The sequence below is a fragment of the Pelomonas sp. KK5 genome, assembly GCF_001984095.1.
In the GTDB taxonomy this organism is placed as follows: domain Bacteria; phylum Pseudomonadota; class Gammaproteobacteria; order Burkholderiales; family Burkholderiaceae_C; genus KK5.
The window spans coordinates 1-24,460 of the sequence record NZ_LYVQ01000094.1; the positions used below are offsets into that span (position 1 = coordinate 1).

The 24,460-nt window shown below is 69.5% G+C and carries 19 protein-coding genes and 1 pseudogene; 4 read left to right on the forward strand and 16 right to left on the reverse strand.

Annotation, left to right across the window (positions count from 1 at the left end):
• Both B0W88_RS16010 and B0W88_RS16015 read right to left on the reverse strand, forming a co-directional pair.
• The coding region (locus tag B0W88_RS16010; RefSeq protein WP_144006795.1) for a hypothetical protein at nucleotides 1-808 on the reverse strand (808 nt) is incomplete at its 3' end.
• A gap of 23 nt (nucleotides 809-831) precedes the next feature.
• Nucleotides 832-1,686: a PEP-CTERM sorting domain-containing protein gene (locus B0W88_RS16015; protein ID WP_233151729.1), complete on the reverse strand. Its 855-nt coding sequence runs from the start codon at nucleotides 1,684-1,686 to the stop codon at nucleotides 832-834.
• Nucleotides 1,687-2,107: 421 nt separating this feature from the next.
• Here B0W88_RS16015 and B0W88_RS16020 point away from each other — a divergent pair, with 421 nt between their 5' ends.
• Nucleotides 2,108-2,932 (forward strand): arylamine N-acetyltransferase, encoded by an 825-nt coding sequence (locus B0W88_RS16020; protein WP_077035651.1) that lies wholly within the window; start codon nucleotides 2,108-2,110, stop codon nucleotides 2,930-2,932.
• On the opposite strand, the gene B0W88_RS16025 is transcribed toward B0W88_RS16020, so the two are convergent.
• The 3 genes from B0W88_RS16025 to ppk2 are packed head-to-tail and all read right to left on the reverse strand — an operon-like array spanning nucleotide 2,913 to nucleotide 6,479.
• Nucleotides 2,913-3,938 (reverse strand): transporter, encoded by a 1,026-nt coding sequence (locus tag B0W88_RS16025; RefSeq protein WP_144006796.1) that lies wholly within the window; start codon nucleotides 3,936-3,938, stop codon nucleotides 2,913-2,915. The genes B0W88_RS16020 and B0W88_RS16025 overlap by 20 nt on opposite strands.
• A gap of 22 nt (nucleotides 3,939-3,960) precedes the next feature.
• On the reverse strand, nucleotides 3,961-5,586 hold the full coding sequence (locus B0W88_RS16030; protein WP_077035653.1) for an inorganic phosphate transporter: 1,626 nt from the start codon (nucleotides 5,584-5,586) through the stop codon (nucleotides 3,961-3,963).
• A 2-nt stretch (nucleotides 5,587-5,588) separates the two neighbouring features.
• Nucleotides 5,589-6,479 (reverse strand): polyphosphate kinase 2, encoded by an 891-nt coding sequence (gene ppk2 / locus B0W88_RS16035; protein WP_077035654.1) that lies wholly within the window; start codon nucleotides 6,477-6,479, stop codon nucleotides 5,589-5,591.
• A gap of 136 nt (nucleotides 6,480-6,615) precedes the next feature.
• Here ppk2 and B0W88_RS16040 point away from each other — a divergent pair, with 136 nt between their 5' ends.
• Nucleotides 6,616-7,386, forward strand: coding sequence for a DNA/RNA non-specific endonuclease (locus tag B0W88_RS16040; protein WP_077035655.1), 771 nt, complete (start codon nucleotides 6,616-6,618; stop codon nucleotides 7,384-7,386).
• Here B0W88_RS16040 and B0W88_RS16045 read toward each other — a convergent pair.
• Genes B0W88_RS16045 through B0W88_RS16065 form a run of 5 tightly spaced genes read right to left on the reverse strand, consistent with a single transcriptional unit; the run spans nucleotide 7,334 to nucleotide 15,247 of the window.
• Entirely contained in the window at nucleotides 7,334-8,731 is a 1,398-nt protein-coding gene (locus tag B0W88_RS16045; RefSeq protein ID WP_233151730.1) for a heavy metal sensor histidine kinase, read from the reverse strand. The two genes, B0W88_RS16040 and B0W88_RS16045, sit on opposite strands and share 53 nt — an antisense overlap.
• Nucleotides 8,728-9,423, reverse strand: coding sequence for a heavy metal response regulator transcription factor (locus B0W88_RS16050; protein ID WP_077035656.1), 696 nt, complete (start codon nucleotides 9,421-9,423; stop codon nucleotides 8,728-8,730). The genes B0W88_RS16045 and B0W88_RS16050 overlap by 4 nt, the downstream gene beginning before the upstream one ends.
• The gene (locus B0W88_RS16055) at nucleotides 9,420-12,587 is read right to left on the reverse strand and encodes an efflux RND transporter permease subunit (protein WP_077035657.1); all 3,168 of its coding nucleotides are present in this window, start codon (nucleotides 12,585-12,587) and stop codon (nucleotides 9,420-9,422) included. The genes B0W88_RS16050 and B0W88_RS16055 overlap by 4 nt, the downstream gene beginning before the upstream one ends.
• The gene (locus B0W88_RS16060) at nucleotides 12,584-13,810 is read right to left on the reverse strand and encodes an efflux RND transporter periplasmic adaptor subunit (protein ID WP_083748823.1); all 1,227 of its coding nucleotides are present in this window, start codon (nucleotides 13,808-13,810) and stop codon (nucleotides 12,584-12,586) included. The genes B0W88_RS16055 and B0W88_RS16060 overlap by 4 nt, the downstream gene beginning before the upstream one ends.
• Nucleotides 13,811-13,825: 15 nt before the next feature.
• The gene (locus tag B0W88_RS16065; RefSeq protein WP_077035658.1) at nucleotides 13,826-15,247 is read right to left on the reverse strand and encodes an efflux transporter outer membrane subunit; all 1,422 of its coding nucleotides are present in this window, start codon (nucleotides 15,245-15,247) and stop codon (nucleotides 13,826-13,828) included.
• A 417-nt stretch (nucleotides 15,248-15,664) separates the two neighbouring features.
• Between B0W88_RS16065 and B0W88_RS16070 the strand changes: the two genes are divergently transcribed.
• Together B0W88_RS16070 and B0W88_RS16075 are read left to right on the forward strand one after the other, a co-directional pair.
• Complete coding sequence (locus B0W88_RS16070; RefSeq protein WP_077035659.1) at nucleotides 15,665-16,456, forward strand: class I SAM-dependent methyltransferase; 792 nt, start codon at nucleotides 15,665-15,667, stop codon at nucleotides 16,454-16,456.
• A 6-nt stretch (nucleotides 16,457-16,462) separates the two neighbouring features.
• Complete coding sequence (locus tag B0W88_RS16075; RefSeq protein WP_077035660.1) at nucleotides 16,463-17,317, forward strand: Rossmann-like and DUF2520 domain-containing protein; 855 nt, start codon at nucleotides 16,463-16,465, stop codon at nucleotides 17,315-17,317.
• On the opposite strand, the gene B0W88_RS16080 is transcribed toward B0W88_RS16075, so the two are convergent.
• The 6 genes and pseudogenes from B0W88_RS16080 to B0W88_RS33650 form a co-directional block, all read right to left on the reverse strand.
• Nucleotides 17,314-20,121 carry an Ig-like domain-containing protein gene (locus B0W88_RS16080; protein WP_077035661.1) on the reverse strand — a complete coding sequence of 936 codons (2,808 nt, stop codon included), beginning with the start codon at nucleotides 20,119-20,121 and terminating at the stop codon, nucleotides 17,314-17,316. The two genes, B0W88_RS16075 and B0W88_RS16080, sit on opposite strands and share 4 nt — an antisense overlap.
• On the reverse strand, nucleotides 20,118-20,669 hold the full coding sequence (locus tag B0W88_RS16085; RefSeq protein ID WP_077035662.1) for a PEP-CTERM sorting domain-containing protein: 552 nt from the start codon (nucleotides 20,667-20,669) through the stop codon (nucleotides 20,118-20,120). The genes B0W88_RS16080 and B0W88_RS16085 overlap by 4 nt, the downstream gene beginning before the upstream one ends.
• A 95-nt stretch (nucleotides 20,670-20,764) precedes the next feature.
• Nucleotides 20,765-22,603, reverse strand: coding sequence for a glycoside hydrolase family 28 protein (locus B0W88_RS16090; protein WP_077035663.1), 1,839 nt, complete (start codon nucleotides 22,601-22,603; stop codon nucleotides 20,765-20,767).
• Nucleotides 22,600-22,752: a hypothetical protein gene (locus tag B0W88_RS33645; RefSeq protein ID WP_158080871.1), complete on the reverse strand. Its 153-nt coding sequence runs from the start codon at nucleotides 22,750-22,752 to the stop codon at nucleotides 22,600-22,602. Before B0W88_RS33645 ends, B0W88_RS16090 begins: the two co-directional genes overlap by 4 nt.
• A gap of 170 nt (nucleotides 22,753-22,922) precedes the next feature.
• Complete coding sequence (locus B0W88_RS16095; protein ID WP_077035664.1) at nucleotides 22,923-24,284, reverse strand: pectinesterase family protein; 1,362 nt, start codon at nucleotides 24,282-24,284, stop codon at nucleotides 22,923-22,925.
• Nucleotides 24,281-24,460: pseudogene (locus B0W88_RS33650) on the reverse strand (hydrolase); the annotation flags it as partial. The pseudogene B0W88_RS33650 and the gene B0W88_RS16095, both read right to left, overlap by 4 nt.

A 24,460-nucleotide genomic window follows, 5' to 3' on the forward strand; every position in this document is an offset into this window, starting at 1 on the left:
CATAGCTGCCTGGCTCCGGAACGGCCGCCGCGATCGAGCTGCCGCCCACGCCCAGCTCGCTGTAGAACGTGCCGTCGATGGCCTGGGACGAGGTGTTGGCCAGGGTGATGCTCAGCGTGCCGCTCCAGCCCTGCGAGGCGCCGGTGAAGCCGCCGCTGGGGTCCAGCGTCGCGTCGACGTAGAGGGCCTGGTAGGCCTCGTCGAAGAGCTCGTTGCCGCTGGGATCCAGCCCGTCGAAATACATCTGCACATGGCTGGATGCATGCTCGGCCGAGCCCGAGACCGGGTCGTAGCCCAGCGTGGTCTGCACCTGCATCACGGCGTCCACGGTGATCGTGATCGCTGTGTTGGCAGACAGCGTGAACGACGAGGAGGTGTAGTTGGCCGCCAGCGCGCCGAACTCGCCGGAGCCGATGCCGCGACCGCTGCCCGCGCTGCCGGCCACCGCCATCGAGAAGATGCCGGCCACGGTGTCGGCGCCGACCATCGTGGCGCTGGAGCTGGCGAAGGCGGCCTGGATGCTGTCCGTCACCGTGCTCCCGGCGTTCCGACCGAGGTGGGCATAGCCGTCCTGCAGGAACTCGGGGCCGTAGCTGCCGACCGCGCCGTTCAGGTAGGGCTGGCTGCCGAAGTTGATCGTCAGCGAGGGCGTGATGCCGTCGCGCTTGTCGAGGTCGGTCAGCGTGATGTGGACATTGCCCAGCGTGGCGGACGCGGCGCTGTCGGCCAGCGCGGGGCCGGCAATCAGGGCCAGGCCGAGCGCGAGGGCCAGGCGGCTGCGATGGAAATTGACGATGAAGTTGCTCATGGTGTCAGCGTGTTCGGGTGTCTTCAGGCGCGGCGGCGGCGTGCGATGCCGCCCACGGCGGCCAGGCCGGCGAGGATCAGCGCGGTGCTGGAGGGCTCGGGCACGGCGGCCACGACCGAGGTGCCCGCGACCGACAGCACGGCCGAGAAGCGGCCGTCCACCGCGTCGCCGGTGGTGTTGCTGTAGCTGCTCGCCAGTTGTCCGGACCAGGACTGGCTCTCGCCGCTGACCGTGCCGTCGTCGGCCACCAGGTACCAGGCCACCGCGGCGGCCGACTGGCGGTCGTAGACGGTGGTGGTGCCGTCGGCGCTGGGGCCACGCGTCTCGAGCTGCAGCACGGCGCCGCCGTTCTCGACGAAGCCGGTGTCCGGGTCGCCGCCCAGCGTGGTCTGGCCGCTGAGCGAGGCGGTGACGGTGAAGACCACCTGCGTGTTGGCCGACAGCGTGAACCAGGCGGCCGGCGCATTGCTCGTCGCGTAGTAGACGCCGCTGATGCCCGCGCCGCTCAGCGCCTCGCCCTTGACCGAGAGACTCGCGAAGCCGACGCCGTCCGCACCGGCCGCGCCGCTGCTGGCGCTGGACCAGGCGGTGCTGCTGCTGCCGCTGACGCCGCTGGTCGGCGTGGCGCCGGTGCGGGTGTACTCGCGGTAGATGTCCTCTTCCGGCGTCGAGGCGCGCACATAGCCGTAGGCATAGGGGCCGGCATAGTCGTTGGCCGAGGCGGCGAAGCTGATCGACGGCGTCACGCCGTCATTCGGATCCAGGTCGATCAGCGTGACGCTGACCGCGGTGACTTCGCCGGCGCCGCGGGAGTCGGCGAGGGCCGTGCCGCCGGACAGGGCCAGCGCGAGGCCGGCCAGGACCATCTTCGATGTCATCGGAGCCCGGCCGCGATCGGCGGCGGGGCGTGGGTGGATGCTGTGCAACACGTGTTTCCTTGTGGGTGGAGGAAGTAAAGGGAACGACACAATCGCCGTCCGCGGGTGCGATTGAATTGGCAGTTAGGTCGGGTGCGTCTCCGGGGCTTTCCCGATAGGCAGGCCGGTGGGCGGCGCGCGGGTCGAGGCCTGTTCCAGCGTGATCCATCCACGCGCGTGCACGCAGCGATGCGGCGTGCCTTGCGCCTTGCTTGCAGCCCTGTTGCGGTGCGTCCGGGCGCTTGTCGGATCAATGAGGTTCGGTGACGGTGCGCCCCTCATGCGTTGGCGGCGGGCGGGTCGCGGCCCACTCGATCGGGGGTCGGGTCTTGCCCGCGTGTCGCCACCCCAACACTTGCGGCGGCCACCGCACAATCGGCGCATGGACGAAGACGACCTCCTCGCGGCCTATGCCCGCCGCACCGGCTGCGGCGACCTCTGCGCAGGCACCGCGCCGACGCTGGCCACGCTGCAGCGGCTGATCACGCACCACGCCGCCGCGATCCCCTTCGAGAACATCGAGGTGCTCTGCGGCCGCGTGCCGAAGCTGGACCTGCCGGCGCTGCGCCGCAAGCTGCTGGACAGCCGGCGCGGCGGCTACTGCTTCGAGCAGAACACGCTGTTCATGGCAGTGCTGCGCGCGCTGGGTTTTGCGGTACTGGGGCTCGAAGGCCGCGTGCGCGCCGGTGTGCCGGCGGACGTGGAGACCGGGCGCACGCACATGGCGCTGGCCGTCGAGGCCGAGGGCCGCACCTGGCTGGTCGATGTCGGCTTCGGCGCTCTGGCGCCGCAGCGGCCCTTGCCGCTGGAAGCCGGTGGCCACGAGGAGCACCGGCTGGTCGAGGCCGGTGATGGCGAACTGCTGCTGCAGGCGCGCACCTTCGAGGGCTGGACCGACGCCTACCGGCTGATGCCCGGCCGCCCCCGGCCGATCGACTACGAGCTCGGCAACTGGTGGGTAGCCACGCACCCGAGCGCCTTGATGGGCCGCTGCCTGCTGGTGGCACGCAGCCTCGACGATGGCGGGCGCATGACGCTGTTCAACCGGCGGCTGACGATCCGGCAGCCGCTGGATGGCGCGCCGATTGAGCGCGAGTTGCGCACAGATGCGGAGATCGCGGATCAGCTCACCGGCGGTTTCGGGCTGCGCCTGTCTGCCGAGGACCTGAGCGTGGTGCTGGCGAAGCTCAGTCTCTTCGCGGCCTGATCTTGCGCCGCACCAGCAGCGCCAGCCCCACGGTGGCCGCCACGATCACGCCCAGCATGGTCCAGAAGCCATGCGCATGCTCGGCGAGAGGAATCCCGCCGACGTTCATCCCGAACAGGCCCGAGATCAGGTTGATCGGCAGCGCCAGCACGGTGACCATGGTCAGCGTGAACAGCGTGCGGTTGTTTTCCTCGGCCACGCGGGCCTGGGATTCGTCCTGCATCAGCTTGATGCGCTCCTGCAGCGCGGCAATGTCGCCCAGCACCAGCGCGAACTCCTCGCTGGCGCCGTTGAGGTCCTGGAGGTCGGCGGGCTGGAGCCAGCGCGGCGGGCGCTGCAGCGTGCGTTGCAGCGCGCTCGGCTCGGGTGCGAGCAGGCGCTGCAGGCGGACCATCAGGCGGCGCAGGCGCGAGAGTTCGGCGCCGTGGCCGTCGTGGCGGCCGTCGAGCAGGGCGTCCTCGATGTCGTCGATCCGGGTGGTGGCGCCGCGCACCACGCGCTGCAGCTCGTCGGCCTGGTCGCGCAGCAGGTGATCCAGCAGCTCGGCGCTGGAGCGCAGCGGTTCCCCGCGCTTGACCGCCGTGCGCAGCCGGTCGATCGCCCGCAGCGGCCGCGAGCGGGCGCTGATGACGGCATGTTCGCTGACGGCCAGCCACAGCGTGGCGACGTCGCTGGCGTCGAAGGAGAAATCGAAGGTGACGTCGTTGATGACGGCGAACAGCGTGTTGCCGTCACGCTCGATGCGGGTGGAGCGCGAGCCCTCGCTGAGCGCGTCGAAGAAGTTCTCGCTCAAGCCCGCATGCGCCCGCATCCAGGCCAGCGCGCCGGCGTGGCTCAGGTTCAGGTGCAGCCAGACGAAGCCGCCGGGCACCGGCGGCGCGGCCAGGTCCTGCAGGGCCTGCGTGGCCGACGCGATCGCCTCCGCCGGCTGTTCCGGCGCGAAGCGGTAGCCGCAGATCAGCCCGTGTTCGTCGGAGCCGTAGTTGGTGCTCGAGGCCATCAGCATGGCCTCGATTCTAGGCAGCGATTCAGAACAGCTTCGTGAACAGCCAGTACAGCGAGCCGCTCAGCAGGATGGCCGCCGGCATCGTCAGCACCCAGGCCATCGCCAGGTTGCGGATCGTGCTCATCTGCAGGCCTGACTTGTTGGCGGCCATCGTGCCGGCCACGCCGGACGAGAGCACGTGCGTCGTCGAGACCGGCAGGCCGTACATGTCGGCGGCGCCGATCGTCAGCATCGCCACCACCTCGGCGCTGGCGCCCTGGGCGTAGCTCAGGTGCGTCTTGCCGATCTTCTCGCCGACGGTGACGACGATGCGCTTCCAGCCCACCATCGTGCCCAGGCCCAGCGCGATCGCCACGGCCACCTTGACCCACAGCGGGATGAACTTGGTGGCGTTGTCGATCTGGGTGCGGAAGGCCTTCAGGTTGGCCTTGGCGTCGGCGTCGAGCCGGACGTTGGCGTCCTTGTCGAGGAAGCGGATCGCCTCGGAGGCCAGGTACATGTCGTTGCGGACGTTGGCCACCTGCTCCTGCGGCACCCTGTTCAGCGTGCCATGTTCCTTCACCTGGCGTCCGATGCTGGCGGCCATCTCGCCCAGGGCGGGGATCACCTCGGGCGTCAGCGTCTTCGTGCGCACGTAGTCGCTGAGCACCTGCGGGGCCTTGTCGGCGGTCACGATCACGCTGGTGTTCAGCTTCAGCGATTCCTCGGTGGCATGCGCCATCGCGACGAACTGCGTCATCTGGTCCACCGGCATCGCGCGGTTCAGCGCGTAGGCCATCGGCACCGTGCCCACCAGGATCAGCATGATGAGGCCCATGCCCTTCTGCCCGTCGTTGGAGCCGTGCGCGAAGGAGACACCGGTGCAGGTCAGCACCAGCAGGCCGCGGATCCACCAGGGCGGCGGCGTCTTGCCCTTGGGTTCGTCGTAGAGCTGGCGGTTCTTCACGAAGGCTCGCAGCACCAGCAGCAGCAGCGCGGCGCAGCCGAAGCCCACCAGCGGCGACAGCAGCAGCGACCAGCCCACCTTGGTGGCCTGGCCCCAGTCCACGCCGCTGGTGCCGTCGCGGCCGTGCATCAGCGCGTTGGCGATGCCCACGCCGATGATCGAGCCGATCAGCGTGTGCGAGCTGGACGCCGGCAGGCCCAGCCACCAGGTGCCCAGGTTCCACAGGATGGCCGCGATCAGCAGCGCGAACACCATCGCGAAGCCGGCGCTGGAACCCACCTGCAGGATCAGCTCCACCGGCAGCAGCGCGATGATGCCGAAGGCCACCGCCCCGCTGCTCACCATCACGCCGAGGAAGTTGAAGACGCCCGACCACACGACCGCCACATTGGGCGGCAGCGAGTGCGTGTAGATCACGGTGGCGACCGCATTGGCCGTGTCGTGGAAACCGTTGACGAACTCGAAGCCCAGCGCGATCAGCAGCGCCACGCCCAGCAGCAGGTAGGGCACCCAGGACTTCAGCGCGGAGCCGGCCTCGGCGATGTCGTGCGTGATGCTGTAGCCGGTGAACAGCAGGCCGATGGCGAGCAGGCCGATGAAGACGATGATCGTGACCGGGCTGGTCCTGCTGTCCAGCTGCGGCCTGGACTCGTGCGGAGGGTGCTGGGGTGCATGACCCAGCGAAGGTGCGTGGATGGTCATGATCAGTAGATCTCCGGAACGATGATGTCTTGCGGCACCGGGCGGCGCATGTAGTCGTCATGCCGCTCGCGCTCGGGCAGCTCGATCGGCGCGTGCTCGGTGGCGTGGTAGGGCATCTGGCCCAGCAGGTGGTGGATGCAGTTCAGCCGGGCCTTCTTCTTGTCGTCGGCCTGCACCACCCACCAGGGCGCCTCGGCGATGTGGGTGCGTTCCAGCATCACCTCCTTGGCCTGGGTGTAGGCCTCCCAGCGGCGGCGCGATTCCAGGTCCATCGGGCTGAGCTTCCACTGCTTCAGCGGATCGTGGATGCGGCCGAGGAAGCGCAGGTGCTGCTCCTCGTCGCTGATCGAGAACCAGTACTTGATCACCTGGATGCCCGAGCGCACCAGCATCTTCTCGAACTCGGGCACCGAGCGGAAGAACTCCTCGTATTGCGCGTCGTCGCAGAAGCCCATCACCCGCTCGACGCCGGCGCGGTTGTACCAGCTGCGGTCGAACAGCACGATCTCGCCGCCGGCCGGCAGGTGCGAGACATAGCGCTGGAAGTACCACTGCGTGCGCTCGCGGTCGTTCGGCGCCGGCAGCGCGGCCACGCGGCACACGCGCGGGTTCAGCCGCTGGGTGATGCGCTTGATCACGCCGCCCTTGCCGGCGGCGTCGCGGCCTTCGAAGATGATGACGACCTTGTGGCGTGTCTGCTGGACCCAGTCCTGCAGCTTGACCAGTTCGCCTTGCAGGCGGAACAGCTCGCGGAAGTAGCGCTGGCGGTCGCCATTGCCGGCGCCGGTGTCCGCGGCATCGCCGTCGTCGAGTTCCAGCTCCAGTTCCTCGTCGTAGCTGTCCGCCAGGTCGGCGTGGATGCGGCGGATCAGTTCGGTATTGCTGGCGAGCACGAGGGCCTCCCGGTGGTGGTCCGAGCAGGCTACGGGGCGAATGTGGCAGTTCCGTGACGGTCTCGGACATAACGTAGCATTCGAGCGGTAGGGGTCAGGTCTTGTCGCCTGATCCGGTTTCCCTGCTTCCGTTCCGATGCCCGTTCCGATCCCGCGCCGCGCCTCTCTCCTCGTCCTTCTTCTTCCCGTCCTGTTGATCCTGACCTGCGGCGCGGACGCGGCCCCGGTGCCCGGCTTCGAGCGCTGCCCGCAGCTGTTCCCGCAGCGGCGGCCGGTCGCGGCGCCGGAGCCCGGCTGGCGGGCCGTGGGCCTGTGCGCCAACCATTTCGCGGTGCTCGCCTCGGGGCGGACGAAGACGCCGCTGCTGGTCGTCGAGCGGCTGAACCGCGCGATGCTGCAGGACGCGAAGGGGGAGGCCCGCAGCGACGAGTTCTATGCCGACCCGCGCCTGCCGCCGGGCGAGCGCGCCGAGCTGGTCGACTACCGCGGCTCCGGCCTGGACCGCGGCCACCTTGCCAATGCCGCGGACCAGCCCGATCGCGATTCGATGATCCAGTCCTTCGCGCTGTCCAACATGGTCCCGCAGGATCCGCAGAGCAATCGCAAGGGCGCCTGGCTGAAGGCCGAGAAGGACACGCGCAAGTACGTGCTGCGCCGCGCCGAGGGCGATGTGTACGTGTTCTCGGGCCCGCTGTTCCGCGGGCCGCTGCGCACCATCGGGCCGGATCGGGTGTGGGTGCCTTCGCACCTGTTCAAGCTGGTGTACGACGAGCGCGCCGGCCGGGCCTGGGCCTTCATCGTGGCCAACGGGCCGGACGAGCGGCTGGGCGCGCCGGTCGGCTACGAGGATTTCGTCAGGGAGACGGGCTGGCGCCTGCTCCAGGGACCGGCAGCAGCGCCACGCTGAAGCCGATCGTCACCTGCCCCTCCGCATACTCCGCGAACACCTCGCCCCGGTGCATGGCGGCCACCGCCTTGACGATGGCCAGCCCGAGCCCGTGGTTCTCGTCGCTGTTGGGCCGCGAGGTGTCGAGCCGGTAGAAGCGGTCGAACAGGCGCGTCAGCTGGGCCGGGGCGATCGGGCCGCCGGGGTTTGTGATGCGCACGCGGGCGCGGCCCTCGACCTGGCCGATGTCCACCTGGATCCGCGCGCCCGGCGTCGAATGCTGGATCGCGTTGTGCAGCAGGTTGGTCAGCGCGCGGCGGAACAGCGAGGTCTCGATCGGGGCAGTGGCGTCGCCGCTGACGTTGACCGACATGCCCGCGTCCTCCAGCAGCACGTCGAGGAACTCCACCGTCTTGCCCACTTCCGCAGCGATCGAAGCGTCGACCAGGCTGCGCGCCTTGGCGCCCTGTTCGGCGCGAGCCAGGAACAGCATGTCCGCCACGATCGCGCGCAGCCGCTCCAGCTCTTCCAGGTTGCTCTGCAGCACCTCGCGCAGGTCGCCCGCGTCGCGCTCGCGCGCCAGCGTCACCTGGGTCTGGCCGATCAGGTTGGCCAGCGGGGTGCGCAGCTCGTGGGCCACGTCGTCGCTGAAGGTCTCGAGCTGCCGGTAGGCGGCGTCCAGCCGGTCCAGCGCCTGGTTGAAGGACAGGCCCAGGTCGGCCAGCTCGCGCGGCAGCGCCGGCAGCTGCAGGCGCTGGGCGCGGTTGCCGGGGCCGATGCCCTGCGCGTCGGCGGAGAGCCGCGCCACCGGCGCCAGGCCCAGCCGCGCGATCCACCAGCCCAGAGCGGCGGCCAGTGCGGTGCCGGTCAGGGTCAGCGCCAGCAGCGCCTTCTCGAAGGCGTGCAAGGTGTTGAGGAAGGGCTGGCTGTCGACGCCGACGACGAAGTGGACTTCCGGCCACAGGTCGTTGGCCGGGACGGTGCGGGCCTGCACGCGCATCCAGCCGCCGGCGACGTTGATCTCGGCGCCGGGGCCGCTGGCGCGCGCGCGCTGCAGCATCTCGGGCGCGTTGGCGCCGTAGCGGAAGGCGGGGTCCTGGCTCCACATCCAGACGCGCGTGCGCGGCCCGGCCGACTCCAGGGCGTCGAGCTTCTGGCGCATGCGCTCGCCCAGGCCGGGGCTGCGGGCGTGCTCCAGCACATAGCCCAGGTCGGCGATGCGGTTGGTGATCTGGTCGTTCTGGTGGCGGGCCAGCTCGCGGGCCAGCACATGGTGGAGCGCCGCGCCGATCAGCGTGAAGCCGACGATCGAGGCCAGCGCGAACATCGCGGCCAGCCGCACCGCGATCGAGGGCTTCGCCATCATGATGGGCGCGGCAGCGACTCGCCGCTGCGGTCCTCCAGCACGTAGCCCATGCCGCGGATCGTGTGCAGCAGCTCGCTGTCGAAGGGCGCGTCGATCTTGCCGCGCAGGCGCTTGATCGCGACCTCGACGACGTTGGTGTTGCTGTCGAAGTTCATGTCCCAGACCATCTCGGCGATCACGGTCTTGGACAGGATCTCGCCCTGGCGCCGCGCCAGTAGCGCGAGCAGCGCGAACTCCTTGGCGGTGAGCTCCAGGCGCTGGCCGCGGCGCGTGGCCTTGCGGGCGATCAGGTCCACCTGCAGGTCGCCCACGCGCAGCAGCGTCGTCTCCTGCGCGCGGCCGCGCCGCGTGAGCACCTGCAGCCGCGCGAACAGCTCGAGGAAGGAAAAGGGCTTGACCAGGTAGTCGTCCGCGCCGCCCTGCAGGCCGCGCACGCGGTCCTCGACGCCGTCCCGCGCGGTCAGCATGATCACCGGCGTGTTCTTCACCGCGCGCAGCGACTTCAGCACCGCGAAGCCGTCGATGCCGGGCAGCATCACGTCCAGCACGATCACGTCGAAGTCGTAGTGCAGCGCCAGGTGCTGGCCGTCGATGCCGTCGAAGGCGAGATCCACCGAGCAGCCCTGCTCGCGCAGGCCCTGCTCCAGGTACTCCGCGGTCTTGCGCTCGTCCTCGACGATCAGGACTCTCACTTCGCCAATGCCTCCGTGTTGCCGCCGGCCGCCTTGCGCTTGCGCGCCTCACGCGCTTCCTTCTTCTTCACGTACCAGTGGTGGCCGCGGTCCAGGTAGAGATAGACGATCGGCGTGGTGAACAGCGTCAGCATCTGCGACAGGATCAGGCCGCCCACCATCGCGTAGCCCAGCGGCCGGCGCAGCTCGGAGCCGGCGCCGTGGCCCAGCATCAGCGGCAGGCCGGAGAGCAGCGCGCACATGGTGGTCATCATGATCGGGCGGAAGCGCAGCACGCAGGCCTCGAAGATCGCGTCCTGCGGGCTCATGCCCTTGTCGCGCTCGGCATGCAGCGCGAAGTCCACCATCATGATGCCGTTCTTCTTGACGATGCCGATCAGCAGGATGATGCCGATCAGCGCGATCACCGAGAGGTCGTAGCCGCCCGCCATCAGGATCAGCAGCGCGCCCACGCCGGCCGAGGGCAGGGTGGAGAGGATGGTCAGCGGGTGGATGTAGCTCTCGTACAGCAGGCCCAGCACGATGTAGACGGCGATCAGCGCCGCGGCGATCAGGTAGGGCTGGGTGCGCAGCGAGTCGCCGAAGGCCTGGGCCGTGCCCTGGAAGCTGCCCGACAGCGTGGCCGGCACGCGCATCTCGGCCTGCGCCTTGTTGATCAGGTCCACCGCCTCGCCCAGCGAGGTGCCGGGCCGCAGGTTGAACGAGACGGTCACCGCCGGGAACTGGCCCTGGTGGTTGACGGTCAGGTAACCGGTGCGTGAATTGTCGACCTTCACGAAGGTGGACAGCGGCACCTGCTGGCCGGTGACCGGCGAGGTCAGGTAGAGCTGGTCGAACAGGCGGATGTCGCGCTGCAGCTCGGGCGTCACTTCCAGCACCACGTTGTAGCTGTTGAGCTGGGTGAAGAACTGCGCGACCTGGCGCTGGCCGACGGCGGAGTAGATCGTCGAGTCGATCAGCGCCGGCGTGATGCCGTAGGTGGAGGCGCGCTCGCGGTCGATCGTCAGCGAGGCCATCGGCGCGGCATTCTGCTGGTCGCTGGTCACGTCGGTCAGGCCCGGCAGCGTGGTCAGCTTCTCGGTGATCTTCGGCGCCCAGGTGTTCAGCTCGTCGAGGTTGGTGTCCACCAGCGTGTACTGGTACTGCGTGCGCGACTGGCGGGCGCCGACGTTGATGTCCTGGCCGGCCTGCATGTACAGCGTGATGCCGGGCACCTTGGCCAGCTTGGGCCGCAGGCGCGCGATCACTTCGTCGGCGGTGGCGGTGCGGCCTTCCTCCTTCGGGCGCAGGCCCATGAACAGGTTGGCCTGGTTGAAGGTGGAGTTGCCCACCGCTACGCCGAAGCCGGTCACGTCCGGGTCCTGCCGCACGATGTCGGCCAGCTGGCGCATGCGCTCGTACATCGCCACCGAGGAGGTGTCCTGCCCGGCGACCGCCTGGCCGCCGATGAAGCCAGTGTCCTGCTGCGGGAAGAAGCCCTTGGGGATGACGATGAACAGGGCCACCGTCGCCGCCACCGTGGCGATGAAGCTCAGCAGCGTGGCGAACTGGTGGCGCAGCACGAAGTGCAGGCCGCGCTTGTAGCCGTCCACCATCCAGTCGAAGCCGCGCTCGAAGGCCATGAAGACCTTGCCGTGCGGCATGTCGTGGGTGTTGCGCAGGAAGCGCGAGCAGAGCATCGGCGTCAGCGTCAGCGAGACCACCACGCTGACCGCGATCGTCAGCGTCACCGTCACCGCGAACTCGCGGAACAGCCGGCCGACGATGCCGCCCATCAGCAGCAGCGGAATGAACACGGCCACCAGCGACACCGAGATCGAGACGATCGTGAAACCGATCTCCGCGGCGCCCTTGAGCGCCGCCTCCATCCGCGGCACGCCCTCCTCGATATGCCGGTAGATGTTCTCCAGCATGACGATCGCGTCGTCGACGACGAAGCCCACCGCGATGGTCAGCGCCATCAGCGAGAGGTTGTCCAGGCTGTAGCCGAGCAGGTACATCACCGCCGCGGTGCCGAGAATCGCCAGCGGCACGGTGATGCTCGGGATGATCGTTGCCGCCACGTCGCGCAGGAACACGAAGATCACCAGCACCACCAGGCCGATCGACAGCAGCAGCGTGAACTCCACGTCCTTGACCGAGGCGCGGATCGTCTGCGTGCGGTCAATCAGCTTGTTGATGCTGATCGAGGGCGGGATCGACTCGCGCAGCTTGGGCAGCGCCGCCTCGATGCGGTCCACCGTCTCGATCACGTTGGCGCCGGGCTCCTTGGTGATCGCCAGCAGGATGGTGCGGCCGTTGTTGACCTTGCTGTCCGCGTCGGCGCCGGCCCCGGCATAGGCCCAGGCGGCCTGCTTGGAGTTCTCCGGGCCGTCGATGGCCACGCCGATGTCGCGGATGCGGATCGGCGCGCCGTTCTTGTAGGCCAGCACCACGTCGTTCCAGGGCTTGGCCTTGAGGATCTGGTCGTTGGTGGAGATGTTGAAGGACTGGGCGCCGCCGTCGATCGTGCCGGTGGGGCTGCTGACGGTGGCGTTGGCGATCACGCCGCGCACGTCCTCCAGCGACAGCCCGCGGTTCTTCAGCTTGGCCGGGTCCACCTGGATGCGCACCGCGGGCTTCTGCTGGCCGAAGATGTTGACGATGCCCACGCCCTTGATGCGCGAGATCTGCTGCGCGAGCACGTTGTCCGCGTAGTCGTTGACCTGGATCAGCGGCAGCACCGGCGACTGCACGGCGAACACGACGATCGAGGTGTCCGCCGGGTTGATCTTGCGGAAGCTCGGCGGGCTGGGCAGGTTCTTGGGCAACTGGCCGGTGGCGGCGTTGATGGCCGTCTGCACGTCCAGCGCGGCGCCGTCGATCGCGCGGTCCAGGTCGAACTGCAGCGAGATCTGCGTCTGGCCCAGCGAGCTGGTGGACGTCATCTGCGTCAGGCCCGGGATCAGCGAGAACTGGCGCTCCAGCGGCTGGGCCACGTTGGCGGCCATCGTTTCAGGACTGGCCCCAGGCAATCGCCCGGTGACCTGGACGGTCGGGAAGTCCACCTGCGGCAGCGGCGCCACCGGCAGCAGCGGCCAGGCCGCCAGGCCGATCAGCAGCACCGCCAGGCCCAGCAGCGTCGTGCCGATCGGGCGCTTGATGAAATGGGTCGAAATGCTCACTTGGATGCTCCGGAGGCGGCGCTGGACGCGGCGCCCGAAGCCGCCTTGGCCGATGCCGCGCCGGCTTCCACCACCTTCGCGCCCGGCTGCAGGCGGTACTGGCCGTCGGTCACGACGCGCTCACCGGCCTGCAGGCCCTTGGCGACGACGGCCTTCTCGCCGACGGTCTCGCTGATGTCCAGCGGCTGCATGCGCACGGTGCCGTTCTGCTCGACCACGTAGGTGAAGTTGCCGTCCTGGCTGCGCTGCACGGCGCCGGCCGGGATGGTGACGGCGCTGTCCTGCTGGCCCAGCACGATGCGTGCGTCCACCGACTGGCCGGGCCACAGCTTGTGCGCGGCGTTCGCGAAGTTGGCCTTCAGCGCGATCGTGCCGGTGGTGGTGTCGATCGCGTTGTTCAGCAGCACCAGGTGGCCGGTCGCCAGCACCTCGCGGCTGCCGCGGTCGATCGCCTCCACGACGATGGATTTCTCGCCGCCCTTGCTGTTGCGCAGCGCCGCGTTGATCTGCTGGAAGTTGCTTTCGGGCAGGCTGAACTGCACCGCGATCGGGTCGATCTGGTTGATCACCAGCAGGCCGGCGGCATCTGCCGCGTGGACGATGTTGCCGGCGTCCACCAGGCGGGCGCCGACGCGGCCGCTGATCGGCGCGACGATGGTGGTGAAGGAGAGCTGAACGCGGGCGGCGTTGATCGCGGCCTCGTCGGTCTTGATGGTGGCGGCGAGCTGGGCGACTAGCGCCTTCTGCGTGTCGAGCTGCTGCTGGCTGGTGGCGTCTTCCTTGATCAGCTGGCCGTAGCGCGCAAGATCGGCGCGGGCATTGGCGAGCTGGGCCTCGTCGCGGGCCTTCTGGGCCTCGGCCTGCTGCACGGCGGCCTGGAAGGTGCGCGGGTCGATCTTCGCGAGCACCTGACCGGCCTTGACGTCCTGGCCTTCCTTGAAGCCGAGGCTGTCGAGCTGGCCGTCCACGCGGGTGCGCACGGTCACCGAGGAGACCGGCAGCACCGAGCCGATGCCCACCAGCGCCACCGGCACGGTCTCGCTCTTGGCCACCGCGCTGCGCACCGGCACCGGCGGCTGCTGCGGGCGTTCCTTCTTGGCCGGGTCGGACTTGAACACGCCGGAGGCCCACAGGGCGCCGACGATCACCAGCACGGCGACCACCGGCCAGATCCAGGTCTTGCCGGTCTGCGCAGTCTGGGAGTTATGTTGGGGAGCGGACATGATTCTTCGATTCATTTACTTGTTGGATGCGAGCGGCGTGGCCTGCCAGCCGCCGCCGCTGGCCTTGATCAGCGCGACGCTGGCGGCGTACTGCCGCGCCTGCAGCTGCAGCGAGGTGCGTTCATTGGTCAGCGCCAGCGTCTGCGCGGTGACCACCGAGACATAGCTGGTGGTGCCGGCGCGGTACTGGCTCAGCGCCACCCGCTCGGCCTCGCGCGAGGCGGCCACGGCCTGCTCCTGCGCCACGCGCTCCTGCGCCAGGTCGTTCAGCGCGGCCAGGTTGTCCTCGACCTCCTGGAAGCCGGCCAGCACGGTCTGGCGGTAGGTGGCGGCGGCGGCATCGAAGGCGGCGCGGGCCTGGGCGTTCTGCGCCTTGCGCAGGCCGCCGTCGAACAGCGTGGCGGCCAGCGTCGAGCCCAGCGCCCAGACCTGGCCCGGGGCCGAGAACCAGTTGCCGAAGCCGGCGCCCTGGTAGCCGCCGGAGGCGCCCAGCGTGATGTGCGGGAACCAGGCGGCCTGGGCCACGCCGATGTTCGCGTTGGCGGCGGCCACGCGGGCTTCTGCGGCGGCGATGTCGGGGCGGCGCTCCAGCAGCGAGGAGGGCAGCAGCTCGGGCGTGCCCGGCAGCTCCAGCGCCAGCGGGGCGGGCTCCAGCGCGAACTGCGCCGGCGCCTTGCCGACCAGCACGGCCAGCGCGTGCTCCAGTTGGCGGCGGGTCAGGTCGATGTCGATCGCCTGCGCCTCGGCGCCGGACAGCGTGGCCTGGGCTAACGCCACATCCGAGCGGGTATTGGTGCCGGCCCTGAACTGCGCCTGCGCGATCGACAGCGACTTGCGGTAGGCCTCCAGCGTGCGGGCATAGAGCGCCTTCTGCTGGTCGGCCAGGCGCAGCTGGACGTAGTTGTTGACGACGGAGGCCTGCACTGCCAGCCGCGCCGCGGCGAGGTCCGCCGCGCTGGCCTGGGCGGTGGCGCCGGCAGCCTCGACCTGGCGGCTCACGCGGCCCCAGAAGTCCGGCTCCCAGCTGGCCGAGAGCGACCAGGCGTGGCTGTCGCCCAGCACCCGCTGGCCGTTGGAGATCGTGCGGGCGCGGCTGGCCGAGGCGGACAGGCCCGCCGTCGGATACCAGGACGCCTGCGCCCCCTGCAGCAGCGCCTGCGCCTGGGCGTACTGGGCCTGGGCGGCGGCGAGGGTCTGGTTGGCGGCGTTGGCCTCGTCGACCAGCGCATCGAGCCGCGCATCGCCGAAGCCCTTCCACCAGGCGCCGGCTTCCGTGGCCATGGCGGCGGCGTTGGCGGCCGGGCGCCAGGGCCCGTCTTCCTTGAAGGCGGGGGCCGCGGGCGTGGCGGGCCGGACATAGTCGGGGCCCACCGCGCATGCGCTGAGAATCAGCGTTAGCGCGACGGCCGCGGTGTAGGTGCAGGTTCTTCTTCGCATGGACACAGGAAGGGATTTGGCCGGGACTGTAGGCAAGGGGCGGCAACGCCACGCTGTCCGGCTGCTGACGGATTTGTCAGAAATGGAAGTTTCGCACCAGGGCCTGTTCGCACTACGGCAAGGGGTCGCGAAGGCCCGGCGCCAGGGGCCAGTCTAGGCGCAGGCCGCCGCCCGCACTTATGTGCGGGCAAGGTCTGCAACAACGAATGGCCCCTGGCGCCGGGCCTTCCCGGAGGGTTGTGATCAAAAGAACCGCATCCCGCGTTGCAAATCCTCGTCGGGTATCGAACCCGACTCCGGTTTGCGCCTTGTCTGCGGATCTTTTGATCACAACGCGACCCCTTGCCGTAGTGCGAACAGGCCCAGGCGCCATACTGCGGCATTCCAAAACGGAGGGGCTCGATGAAGAGAGGGACGATGGGCAAGACCTTGCTGGCCGTGATGCTGCTGGCTGGTGTCAGCGGCGTGGCCGCGGCGGCCGACGCCACCCTGCAGGCCGCGGTGGCCGGCACCTGGCGCGCGCCGGAGAACCGGGCGCGCGACGTGTGGCGCCACCCGGTCGAGACGCTGGGCTTCTTCGGCATCCGGCAGGACCAGACGGTGGTCGAGCTGGTGCCCGGCGGCGGCTGGTACACCGAGATCCTGGCGACCTACCTCGGCGAGAAGGGCAGGCTGCTGGTGGCCGGCGCGGACCCGGCCAGCCCCGGCGGCCAGCGCCAGCAGCAGCGCTTCGCGGCCCGGCCGGCCGTCTACGGCGCCGTGAAGGTGGGCATGCTGGACGCCAAGGCAGGCCGCTTCGACTTCGGCCCGCCGGGCAGCGCCGACCTGGTGCTGACCTTCCGCAACACGCACAACTGGGTGGAACTGGGCGAGGCCCAGACCCGCGCCGTCTACAAGGCCGCCTTCGACGCGCTGAAGCCCGGCGGCGTGCTGGGCGTCACCGACCACCGCCTGCCCGAATCGCGCCCGCAGGATGCGACGGCCAGCACCGGCTACCTGCACCAGAGCTATGTGGTGAAGCTGGCCGAGAGCGTGGGCTTCAAGCTGGCCGGCAGCAGCGAGATCAACGCCAACCCGAAGGACACGGCGGACCACGAGGGCGGCGTCTGGGCGCTGCCGCCTACCTGGACCAACAAGGACAAGGACCGCGAGAAGTACGCGGCGATCGGGGAGAGCGACCGGATGACGCTCAAGTTCGTCAAGCCCTGATCGAGCATGACGCTGAACATCGCCGTTATCGGCACCGGCCGCCTGGGCCGCACCTTGGCGCTGGCCCTGTCCGGCGCCGGTGAATCGATCTGCGCCGTGGCCGGCCGCACGCCGCCGGAGGCGCTGGCCGATCGCCTGGGTGGCGCCTGCCTGGCGACCAGCGCCGAGGCGGCGGTGGAGTGCGCGGACCTGGTGCTGCTGACGGTGCCCGACGACGCGATCGCCCCGCTGGCCGCCGCGCTGCCCTGGCGCGCGGGGCAGGCGGCTGTGCATTGCAGCGGCGCGACCGAGCTGGCCGCGCTGGCGCCGGCGAAGGCGGCCGGCGCGCGGGTCGGCGGCTTCCATCCGCTGCAGATCTTTGCGGACCCGGAGCATGCGCTGGCCCTGCTGCCGGGCAGCGTGGTGGGCATCGAGGCGGAGGACGAGGCGCTCGCCGCCGAGCTGCGGCGCCTGGCGGCGGTGCTGGGCATGAAGCCGCTGGCCATCGCCCCGGGCACGCGGGCGGCGTACCACGGCTCCGCCAGCTTCGCGGCGAGCTTCCTGCTGTCGATGCTCGACGAGGCGGTGCAGGTGTGGGCGGCGATCGGCATTGCGCAAGACCTGACCCTCGATGCGCTGCTGCCGCTGGCGCGGGGGACGCTGGATGCCGCCGCCGCGCGCGGGCTGCCGGGCGCGCTGGCCGGGCCGATCTCTCGTGGCGATGCGGGTGTGGTGGCCGCGCACCTGAAGGCGCTCGATGCGCTGGGGGGATCGCATGGCGCGTTCTATCGGGAGTTCTCGCGCCGCCAGTTGAAGCTGGCGCGCGAGAGCGGCCGTCTGGACGAGGCCGCCCTGCAGCGCCTCGCCCGACTGCTCGGCTAAGGCACAGGCGCCCAGCCGCCCGCCGCGCCTGTGGCGATCGTCGAGTTGTAGAACACCTCGGCGCGGGTCGCCAGGCCGGTCGGATCGCTGATCACCTTGGCCTGCTGGTTGGCCGTCGATACGTTGTTGACCTTCACTGTCGTCGCGCCGAGCCGGCCGCTCAGGTCCAGCGGTGCACCGTTGGCGTCCATGCTGTTGAACTCGCGCCAGCCGGCCGCATCGGTCGTGCCGCCGTCGGCGGTGCCCGACCATGAAGGCGGGTTGCTGCTGCAGCTTCCCGTGCCGGTACCCGTCTTGCTCACGCCGGTCCCCACGCACCAGCCGACCGGCAGGATGTGCGCGCCCATCTTCGTGTTGACGAAGGCCACGTCGTCCACATAGGTCGTGCTCGTCGTGCCGCCGCTGCGTGCCAGATACGCCGCGCCGACGCCGGGCCCGGCCGTGAGGCGGCTGTTCAGGAACACGAAGCCCTTGTCGCCGGCGGTGGCGCGCGACTGCACGATATAGCCCGGCGAATTGCTGGCGGCGTCGGCCACCGAGCGGATCTCGCTCTCCTCGAACAGCGTGGCCATCACGCTGCCCCAGATGTAGTCCACGTTGCCGGCGATCAGCGACTGGTAGAACCAGTTGTAGCCCTTCAGCTGCAGCGTGTCCTGCTGGCTCAGGAAGTTCATCTGCTTGGCGACGAGCCGGCCCGCGGCGGCCGTGGTGCCGGTGTTGAAGTAGAGCGTCTCGGCCTGGTTGTCCCAGGAGGTCGTGCGGTCGTGCGGGTTCTGCAGCGTGAAGTTCTGCAGCGTCAGCAGGTCGCAGCTCTCGATCAGCCAGGAGGCCCGGCCGCCGCCGAGCACGCGGTGGCCGACCGTCTTGCCGGAGGTGCTCAGCGCCGTGCCCGGCGTCGTGCTGCTGGCGCCGCTGCCGGAGTTCAGCGATTCGAAGTTGTCGTCGCCGATCACCACGCCGTCGCGGCTCTCGCCGATGACGCTGAGGTTGGAGACGCGGCGCAGCTGGTTCATCTCGGTGTACGTGCCGTTGGCCACCGTGATCGTCTTCGGCGTGGCCACCGTGTTGCAGCCGTAGCTCGCGGCGCTGGTGGTGGAGCAGTACTTCATCACCCAGTTCAGCGCGCCCTGCAGCGTGCGGAAGTCGGCGGCGGTGCCGGTGTCGTCCACGCTGACCTGCGTGAAGCTGGCCGGCGCGGCGCGGGTGGTGAAGGTCCAGCCGTCGGCCTTGCTGATGCCCGCGAAGGCGCCGCCCTTGATCGTGCCGGCGAGCGCCGCGGCGTCGATGGTCACGTAGTAGGCGGTGCCGAAGTCCAGCTTGCCGCTGTGCGGCCGGATCGTCGCGGTGCTGCCCTTGACGCTGACCGGGCGGTACCAGACATAACGCGCCAACTGAGCGTTCTCCGGCATCGCGCCCAAACCGATCGCGTCGATCTCCAGATTGGTCCGCGCGAGCACGGCCTGGGTGTCGGTGGACGAGGGCGCGTTGCTGAGGTCGATGCTGTCGACCAGCGCATCGTCGCTGACGCGGTAGATGCTGATCTTGCCCGTGGTGCCGATCGTCGGCGGCGCGTCGAAGGACAGCGCGATGCGCGTGTCGCTCGGCACGGCGGTCTCCTTGGCCGCGGGCAGCTTCGTGCCGGCCACGTCGTAGACATTGCCGTTGCCGGCGATCTGCGTGGTGATCTTGCCGGCGCCGGCCTGGGCGAGGTTGTTGGCCTTGACCAGGGCGGCCGGCCGCGGCTTGTAGGCATAGGGCGGCACGAAGCCGGCGCCGCTGGCGACGGTGCAGCCGCTGATCGCCGCGCCGTTCAGCAGCGAGCCGCTGTCCTGGAAGATGCCGCCGGTCGGCGTCAGCGTCGGATAGCTGATCACGCTGTCGCAGCCGACGGCGCCGTCGACCGCGAACACATTGGCGTTCGAGATGATGTTCGCATCCTTGCCCACGCCGATGCTGTAGAGATGCGGGTAGACCACGGCCGACTTGCTGCCGGTGAAGTAGTTGTTGAAGACGTGGACCTGGCCGAAGCGCACGCGCGGCACGCGCTGGGTGACGCCGTCGAACACGTTGTTGGCGATGGTGGTGCGCAGCTTGCCGGCGTCGCTGGTGAGGCTGTCGGAGCCGCCGATCAGCATGGACTTGTCGTGCCGCGTGACGACGTTGTAGGAGACGGTGATCAGGTCCGCGCCCTTGGTGATGTCGATCGCGCCGTCGTGGCACTGCTTGGTCTTGCCGTTCTCGATCGGCAGCGTGTCGTCGCTGACCGGGTCGTCGGTGATCGTGTTGCGGTCGATCCAGACCTGGGTGGCGGTGACGATGCCGATCGCGTCGTAGGCCGAGTTCCAGTTGCCGGTGGCGCCGTCGGTCGGGTCCCAGACCGGGCCCACGTCGCAGGGTGCCACGATGTGCAGGTTGCGCACGATCACCTGGCTGATGCTGGTGATGTCGATCCAGGCGTTGATGAAGCCGGCGCCGGGGCCTTCGCCGATCAGCGTGGTGTTGCTGGTCAGGCGGATGCGCGAGCGGACCTTCTGGTCGGCGGTGTTGGCGTAGGGCAGGCCCTCGGTCATGTCGATGGTGCCGGCCACCTTGATGATCTTGGGCAGGTTGCCGGCATTGGCCAGCGCGTTGAGCAGCTCGGCGCGGTTGTGGACCGTGTAGATGCGCTCCGGCGTGGCGGCGCTGCCGCCGATGGTGCCGGCGCCGAAGCCGTCGGCGGGGGCGGTCTGCTGGGCGACGTCGATCGCGAGGGCGTTGCCGGTGGCGAGCGCAGCGGCGAGGGCGATGGTGCTGAGCTGCCTCATGCCTGGGTCCTCCGGCGTGCGAAGGCCAGCAATGCGAGGCCGGCGCCCAGCAGCGCATAGCTGGCCGGCTCCGGCACCGGAGCGGCGGTGATCTGCGCGGTGAAGCTGTCGAACTCGGCGCCGGTGGCCAGGTTGCTGAAGTTCAGGCGGATCGTGTGGGCATCCACCAGCGTGGCGCTCGGCAGGCCCGCGGTGACGGCGCTGGTGTCCAGCAGCGAGAAGCCGCTCAATGCGGCCCCGTCGAAGGTGAACGTCAGCGAATACGAGCCCGGCACGCTGGTGGCGCCGGTGTTGTTCCAGACCTGCACGCGGCCGTCGGTGAAGAAGTCGACCGCGATCGCGTAGTCGGCGCTGATGTACTCGAGATCGTCGGCCACCAGCGGGGTGACGTTGGTGCCGGGCTCGTCGGCGAAGCCGTGGGCCAGGCCCAGCAGCGGCGTGCCGCTGGCGGTGATCAGGGTGCCGGCGGGCAGCACGTCGGCAGCGAACGCCGGCGAGGCGAGCAGCGCTGCGCCGGCCAGCGCGGCCAGGGCCATCTTCATCTTCATGAGGTCGTCTCCAATGTTGTCGTGGTGGTGCGCGAGCGCCGCGCAGGCAGGCAGTGCCGCGCGGGTCGAGCCGGTGCAAGAGAAGGCCTCGGGCGTCAGGCCCGCGCCACCAGAGTCGTATCGAAGATCCGGCCGCCGATGCTGACCTTGCTCAGCTTCAGTCCGGCCACGTTGTAGAGATAGATCGGCTGCGCCGCGTTGACCGGCGTGCCGAAGTCGCAATCGCTGATGCTCACCTCGCTGACCGGCAGCACCTGCGGCATCGGCTGCGGGCCGTTGTAGTCGGAGGCGACCGGGCCGAGGATCACCACGGCCTGGTAGCAGGAGGCCGGGGCGCCGCCCGGGCGGGCCACGTTGCCGACCGTCACGTGCGAGATGTGGACGTTCGAGACCGCGGGCGGCCGCGTGCGCACGCTGTCGCTGGTGGGCGTGTAGTCGCAGTCGAAGGTGACGACGGCACCAGCCGCGGTGGCGACGGTGCGCGAGGCGATCGGCGAGCCGGGCAGCGAGGCGTAGAACGAGGGCGTGGTCTGCACGCCGTTCGGGATCTGCACATGCCGCACATGGAAGTTGCGCAGGTAACCGCCGCGGTTCATGTTGGTCTTGAGCCGGATCGCCGTGTTCAGCGGGTTGGTCTGCCAGTGGATGTTCTGCAGCAGCAGGTGCTGGGCATAGATGTTCTGGATGCCGCCGGCCATCTCGCTGCCCAGCGTCACCGCGCCGTGGCCGCTCTGCATCGTGCAGTGCTGGATGACGATGTTCTGCGAGGGGCCGTACTGCGTGTCCTGGTTCTTGCCGGCCTTGATTGCGATGCAGTCGTCGCCGGTGTCGAAGGTGCAATGCTCGACCAGCACATGGTCGCAGGCCTCGGGGTCGAAGCCGTCGTTGTTGGGGCCCAGGCTGTTGGCGTGCACGCGCCGGATGACGAGGTTGCGGCAGTGGACCGGGTGGTGCTGCCAGAAGGGCGTGTTGGTGACCTGGTAGCCCTCCAGCAGCACGTTGGTGCAGCCGATGATGTGGATCATCGAGGGCCGCAGGTAGTGGCCGAGGCCGAACACGCGTCGCTCGATCGGCACGCCGGCCTCGGACAGCGCGGGCAGGAAGAACTCGTCGGCCCGCCAGCGCTGGCCCGGGCCCTGGATCAGCGCGCGTTCGGCGTCGCCGAGGCCCGGTGCGAGTGCCGCGAGCGACTCCGGGTTGATCGGGTTGATGTTGGCGCCCGAGGGCCGGCCGGTCTTGTAGCCGGGCGTCGTCGCCTGCGCCGCGACCGCGCCGATGGTCTTGTTGTGGCCCTTCCAGGTCCACCAGCAGTCCTCGCCTTCGCTGAAGGGCACGCCGCCCTGGCCGTCGAGGATACTGGTCCAGTCCTCGCCGGTCAGCGCGATATGGTCCTGGCCGAAGGCGTAGACCATCGAGCTGAGGTTCAGGCAGTCGTTGCTCTGCCAGCGCGAGCGCACCAGCTTGCCGTGCGGGCCGCAGTCGAAGTCGCCGTGTTTCGCGTAGTGCTCGGGCTGCTGGCTGAAGAAGACGTGGGCGCCGGCCTTCAGGTGCACATGGACATGGCTCAGGAGCCGGATCGGGCCGGCGCAGTACCAGTCGCCGGCGGGGATCACGACGCGGCCGCCGCCGGCAGCGTGGCAGGCTTCGATGGCCTTGGCGACGGCGCCGTGGCAGTCCGGCGCTTCGGGCGCGGGCGTGTCCACCATCGCCTGCTCGTGATGTGAGACGAAGGCGCGCACCTTCACCAGTTCGCAGCGGCGGGCGCCGAAGGCGGTGATGTCGAAGTCCTCGTCGCGAAAGGGCAGCGGTTTCGACAAGCGGTCGATGATGTCCTGGGCCTGGGTCCAGGGGTCGATGGGGCGGGCGAGCGCGGCGCCGCCGGCGAGACCGACGCTGGCTGCGGCATGGAGCAGTGTGCGACGCTGGAGATTCATATGAGTTGTCCATGGCGCTGCGCGCCACCCGCGACCGATGAAACGAACTCCGTTCGGGCTGAGCTTGTCGAAGCCTCGGCCTTGTCGGACCAGCCCTTCGACAGGCTCAGGGCGAACGGTTCATCGCCGAGTTCGCTCTGATGTTTCACTTCAGTTGTCCAGTCCGCATTTGCGGCACTCGCGACGCATGAAATCAGTTTCCGGAACGCAGAGAGAAGACCGAGAGACGCAGAGGGCGCAGAGAGTCTCAGAAGCTCTGCGGCCTCTGCGTCTCTCGGTATTTCCTCTGCGTTCGGACAGCTTGGATTCGGATTCCACTTCAGTTCGCCCCATATTGGTTGTTGTACTCGCCGAGGAAGATCAGCGGCGGGTTCGGACGGCCGGCATAACCGAGATCCTTGACGGGGTCGATGCCGACCTCGAGCAGGTGGCGCCAGTAGTCGTCCGAGTCGAACTGCACCGGGCGGAAGGACAGCTTGCCGCTCTGGTTCCAGTCGGACCAGGGGCGAGCCTTGTCGATGTGCGGGCCGATCTCGGAGTTCAGCACCACCATCTTGCCGACGGTCTCCAGCACCGCCTTGTTGATCGTGCCGACGGGCGCCGTGTAGGCGCTGGTCTCGCCCAGCACGCAGCGGTAGCCGGGCAGTTCCATCTTGCCGAAGGGCGTGCACTTCTGGTTGTGGAACCACTGGCGGGCCAGGTAGAACCTGGAACCGCCCTGGGATGTGAAGCGGCAGTGCTCGAAGACCAGGCCGTAGCGTGTCTTCAGATTGGTGTCCGGCGCGCCGGCATAGCTGGCCTCGCGGCCGCCGAGCTGCCGGATCTCCGATCGGTAGAAGAAGGCGGTGGCGTCCCCGAAGATGAAGTCCACATCGCCTTCGATGTAGCTGCGGTCGAAGAACACGCGGGCGGTGCGGCCGCCGTCCTGCGCCTTCATGAACAGCGTGTCCTGCAGGCCCAGCAGGCGTACGTTCTCGAAGCGGGCCTTATCGGCGCCGTCGACGGCCAGTGCGACGGCCTGGTGCGAGACCTGCGGCGTGGCGCGGCAGTCATCCACGCAGGGTGCGGCGGCCGGCCGGCGGTAGGCGTTCTCGAAAGTGATGTTGCGGGCCTGGAAGCCGGCATTGCGGACCCAGACGGTGTAGCTGCCGAAGGTGCCGAGCATCGGGCGCTTCTTCAGCGACTCGTGCATCGCCTGGATCGCGGGCGCCATGCCGGCGAATTGCGCTCCGTACTGTTGCGCGTAGGCCTCGCCTGTGACGGCGGCGTCGAGGCCGGCGCTGATGACGGTGTCGCTGGCGTCCGTCGTCGCGCCTTCCAGCGTGATGGCGGTGGTGGGCGAGGCGGGCACGTACACCAGTTCGCGGTAGACGCCGGGCTGGACCAGGATGCGCACGCGCGGCCTGGCGGCATCGACGATGGCCTGGTTGACGGCGGCCTGGATGGTGCGGAAGCGCCGGCGGCCGTCCTCCTTCGCGGAGCCGTCAACGACGTAGTCAGGCCTGGCCGTGGGGAAGGCCTCGGCCAGCGGATCCCAGCGGTCCGCGGTTTCATGACCCGGTTCACCGGCGTAGCCGAGCACTTCGGTGCGGCTGAACTGCCGCGCCTGCTCCGCCGTCAGTTGCGGCGCAGCCATGACGGCAGCGCTGGACAGCAGCGCGAGCAGGGCCAGGTGTTTCATCGGAAATACGGCGCCAGCGCCGGCACGCTGTCGCGCATCAGCCGCTCGACCATCGCGGCGAACAGGTTCGCGCCCTTGGGGCCGACGTGCGTGCGATCGAAGGCGCTCTTGGCGGTGGTCACCTTCTCGACCTGGTTGCGGTCGACGGGCTCGGCCGGCGGGGCCTTCGGCGGCGG

Excerpts from the sequence above, each read along its gene's own strand:
- B0W88_RS16075 (WP_077035660.1), top strand. The coding sequence starts at position 16,463 with ATGACGCTGAACATCGCCGTTATCGGCACCGGCCGCCTGGGCCGCACC.
- B0W88_RS16025 (WP_144006796.1), bottom strand. The coding sequence starts at position 3,938 with ATGCTGATGGCCTCGAGCACCAACTACGGCTCCGACGAACACGGGCTG.
- B0W88_RS16015 (WP_233151729.1), bottom strand. The coding sequence starts at position 1,686 with ATGACATCGAAGATGGTCCTGGCCGGCCTCGCGCTGGCCCTGTCCGGC.
- B0W88_RS16095 (WP_077035664.1), bottom strand. The coding sequence starts at position 24,284 with ATGAAACACCTGGCCCTGCTCGCGCTGCTGTCCAGCGCTGCCGTCATG.
- B0W88_RS16030 (WP_077035653.1), bottom strand. The coding sequence starts at position 5,586 with ATGACCATCCACGCACCTTCGCTGGGTCATGCACCCCAGCACCCTCCG.
- B0W88_RS16080 (WP_077035661.1), bottom strand. The coding sequence starts at position 20,121 with ATGAGGCAGCTCAGCACCATCGCCCTCGCCGCTGCGCTCGCCACCGGC.
- B0W88_RS16020 (WP_077035651.1), top strand. The coding sequence starts at position 2,108 with ATGGACGAAGACGACCTCCTCGCGGCCTATGCCCGCCGCACCGGCTGC.
- B0W88_RS16065 (WP_077035658.1), bottom strand. The coding sequence starts at position 15,247 with ATGCGAAGAAGAACCTGCACCTACACCGCGGCCGTCGCGCTAACGCTG.
- B0W88_RS16085 (WP_077035662.1), bottom strand. The coding sequence starts at position 20,669 with ATGAAGATGAAGATGGCCCTGGCCGCGCTGGCCGGCGCAGCGCTGCTC.
- B0W88_RS16040 (WP_077035655.1), top strand. The coding sequence starts at position 6,616 with ATGCCCGTTCCGATCCCGCGCCGCGCCTCTCTCCTCGTCCTTCTTCTT.
- B0W88_RS16090 (WP_077035663.1), bottom strand. The coding sequence starts at position 22,603 with ATGAATCTCCAGCGTCGCACACTGCTCCATGCCGCAGCCAGCGTCGGT.
- B0W88_RS16070 (WP_077035659.1), top strand. The coding sequence starts at position 15,665 with ATGGGCAAGACCTTGCTGGCCGTGATGCTGCTGGCTGGTGTCAGCGGC.
- B0W88_RS16045 (WP_233151730.1), bottom strand. The coding sequence starts at position 8,731 with ATGATGGCGAAGCCCTCGATCGCGGTGCGGCTGGCCGCGATGTTCGCG.
- B0W88_RS16060 (WP_083748823.1), bottom strand. The coding sequence starts at position 13,810 with ATGTCCGCTCCCCAACATAACTCCCAGACTGCGCAGACCGGCAAGACC.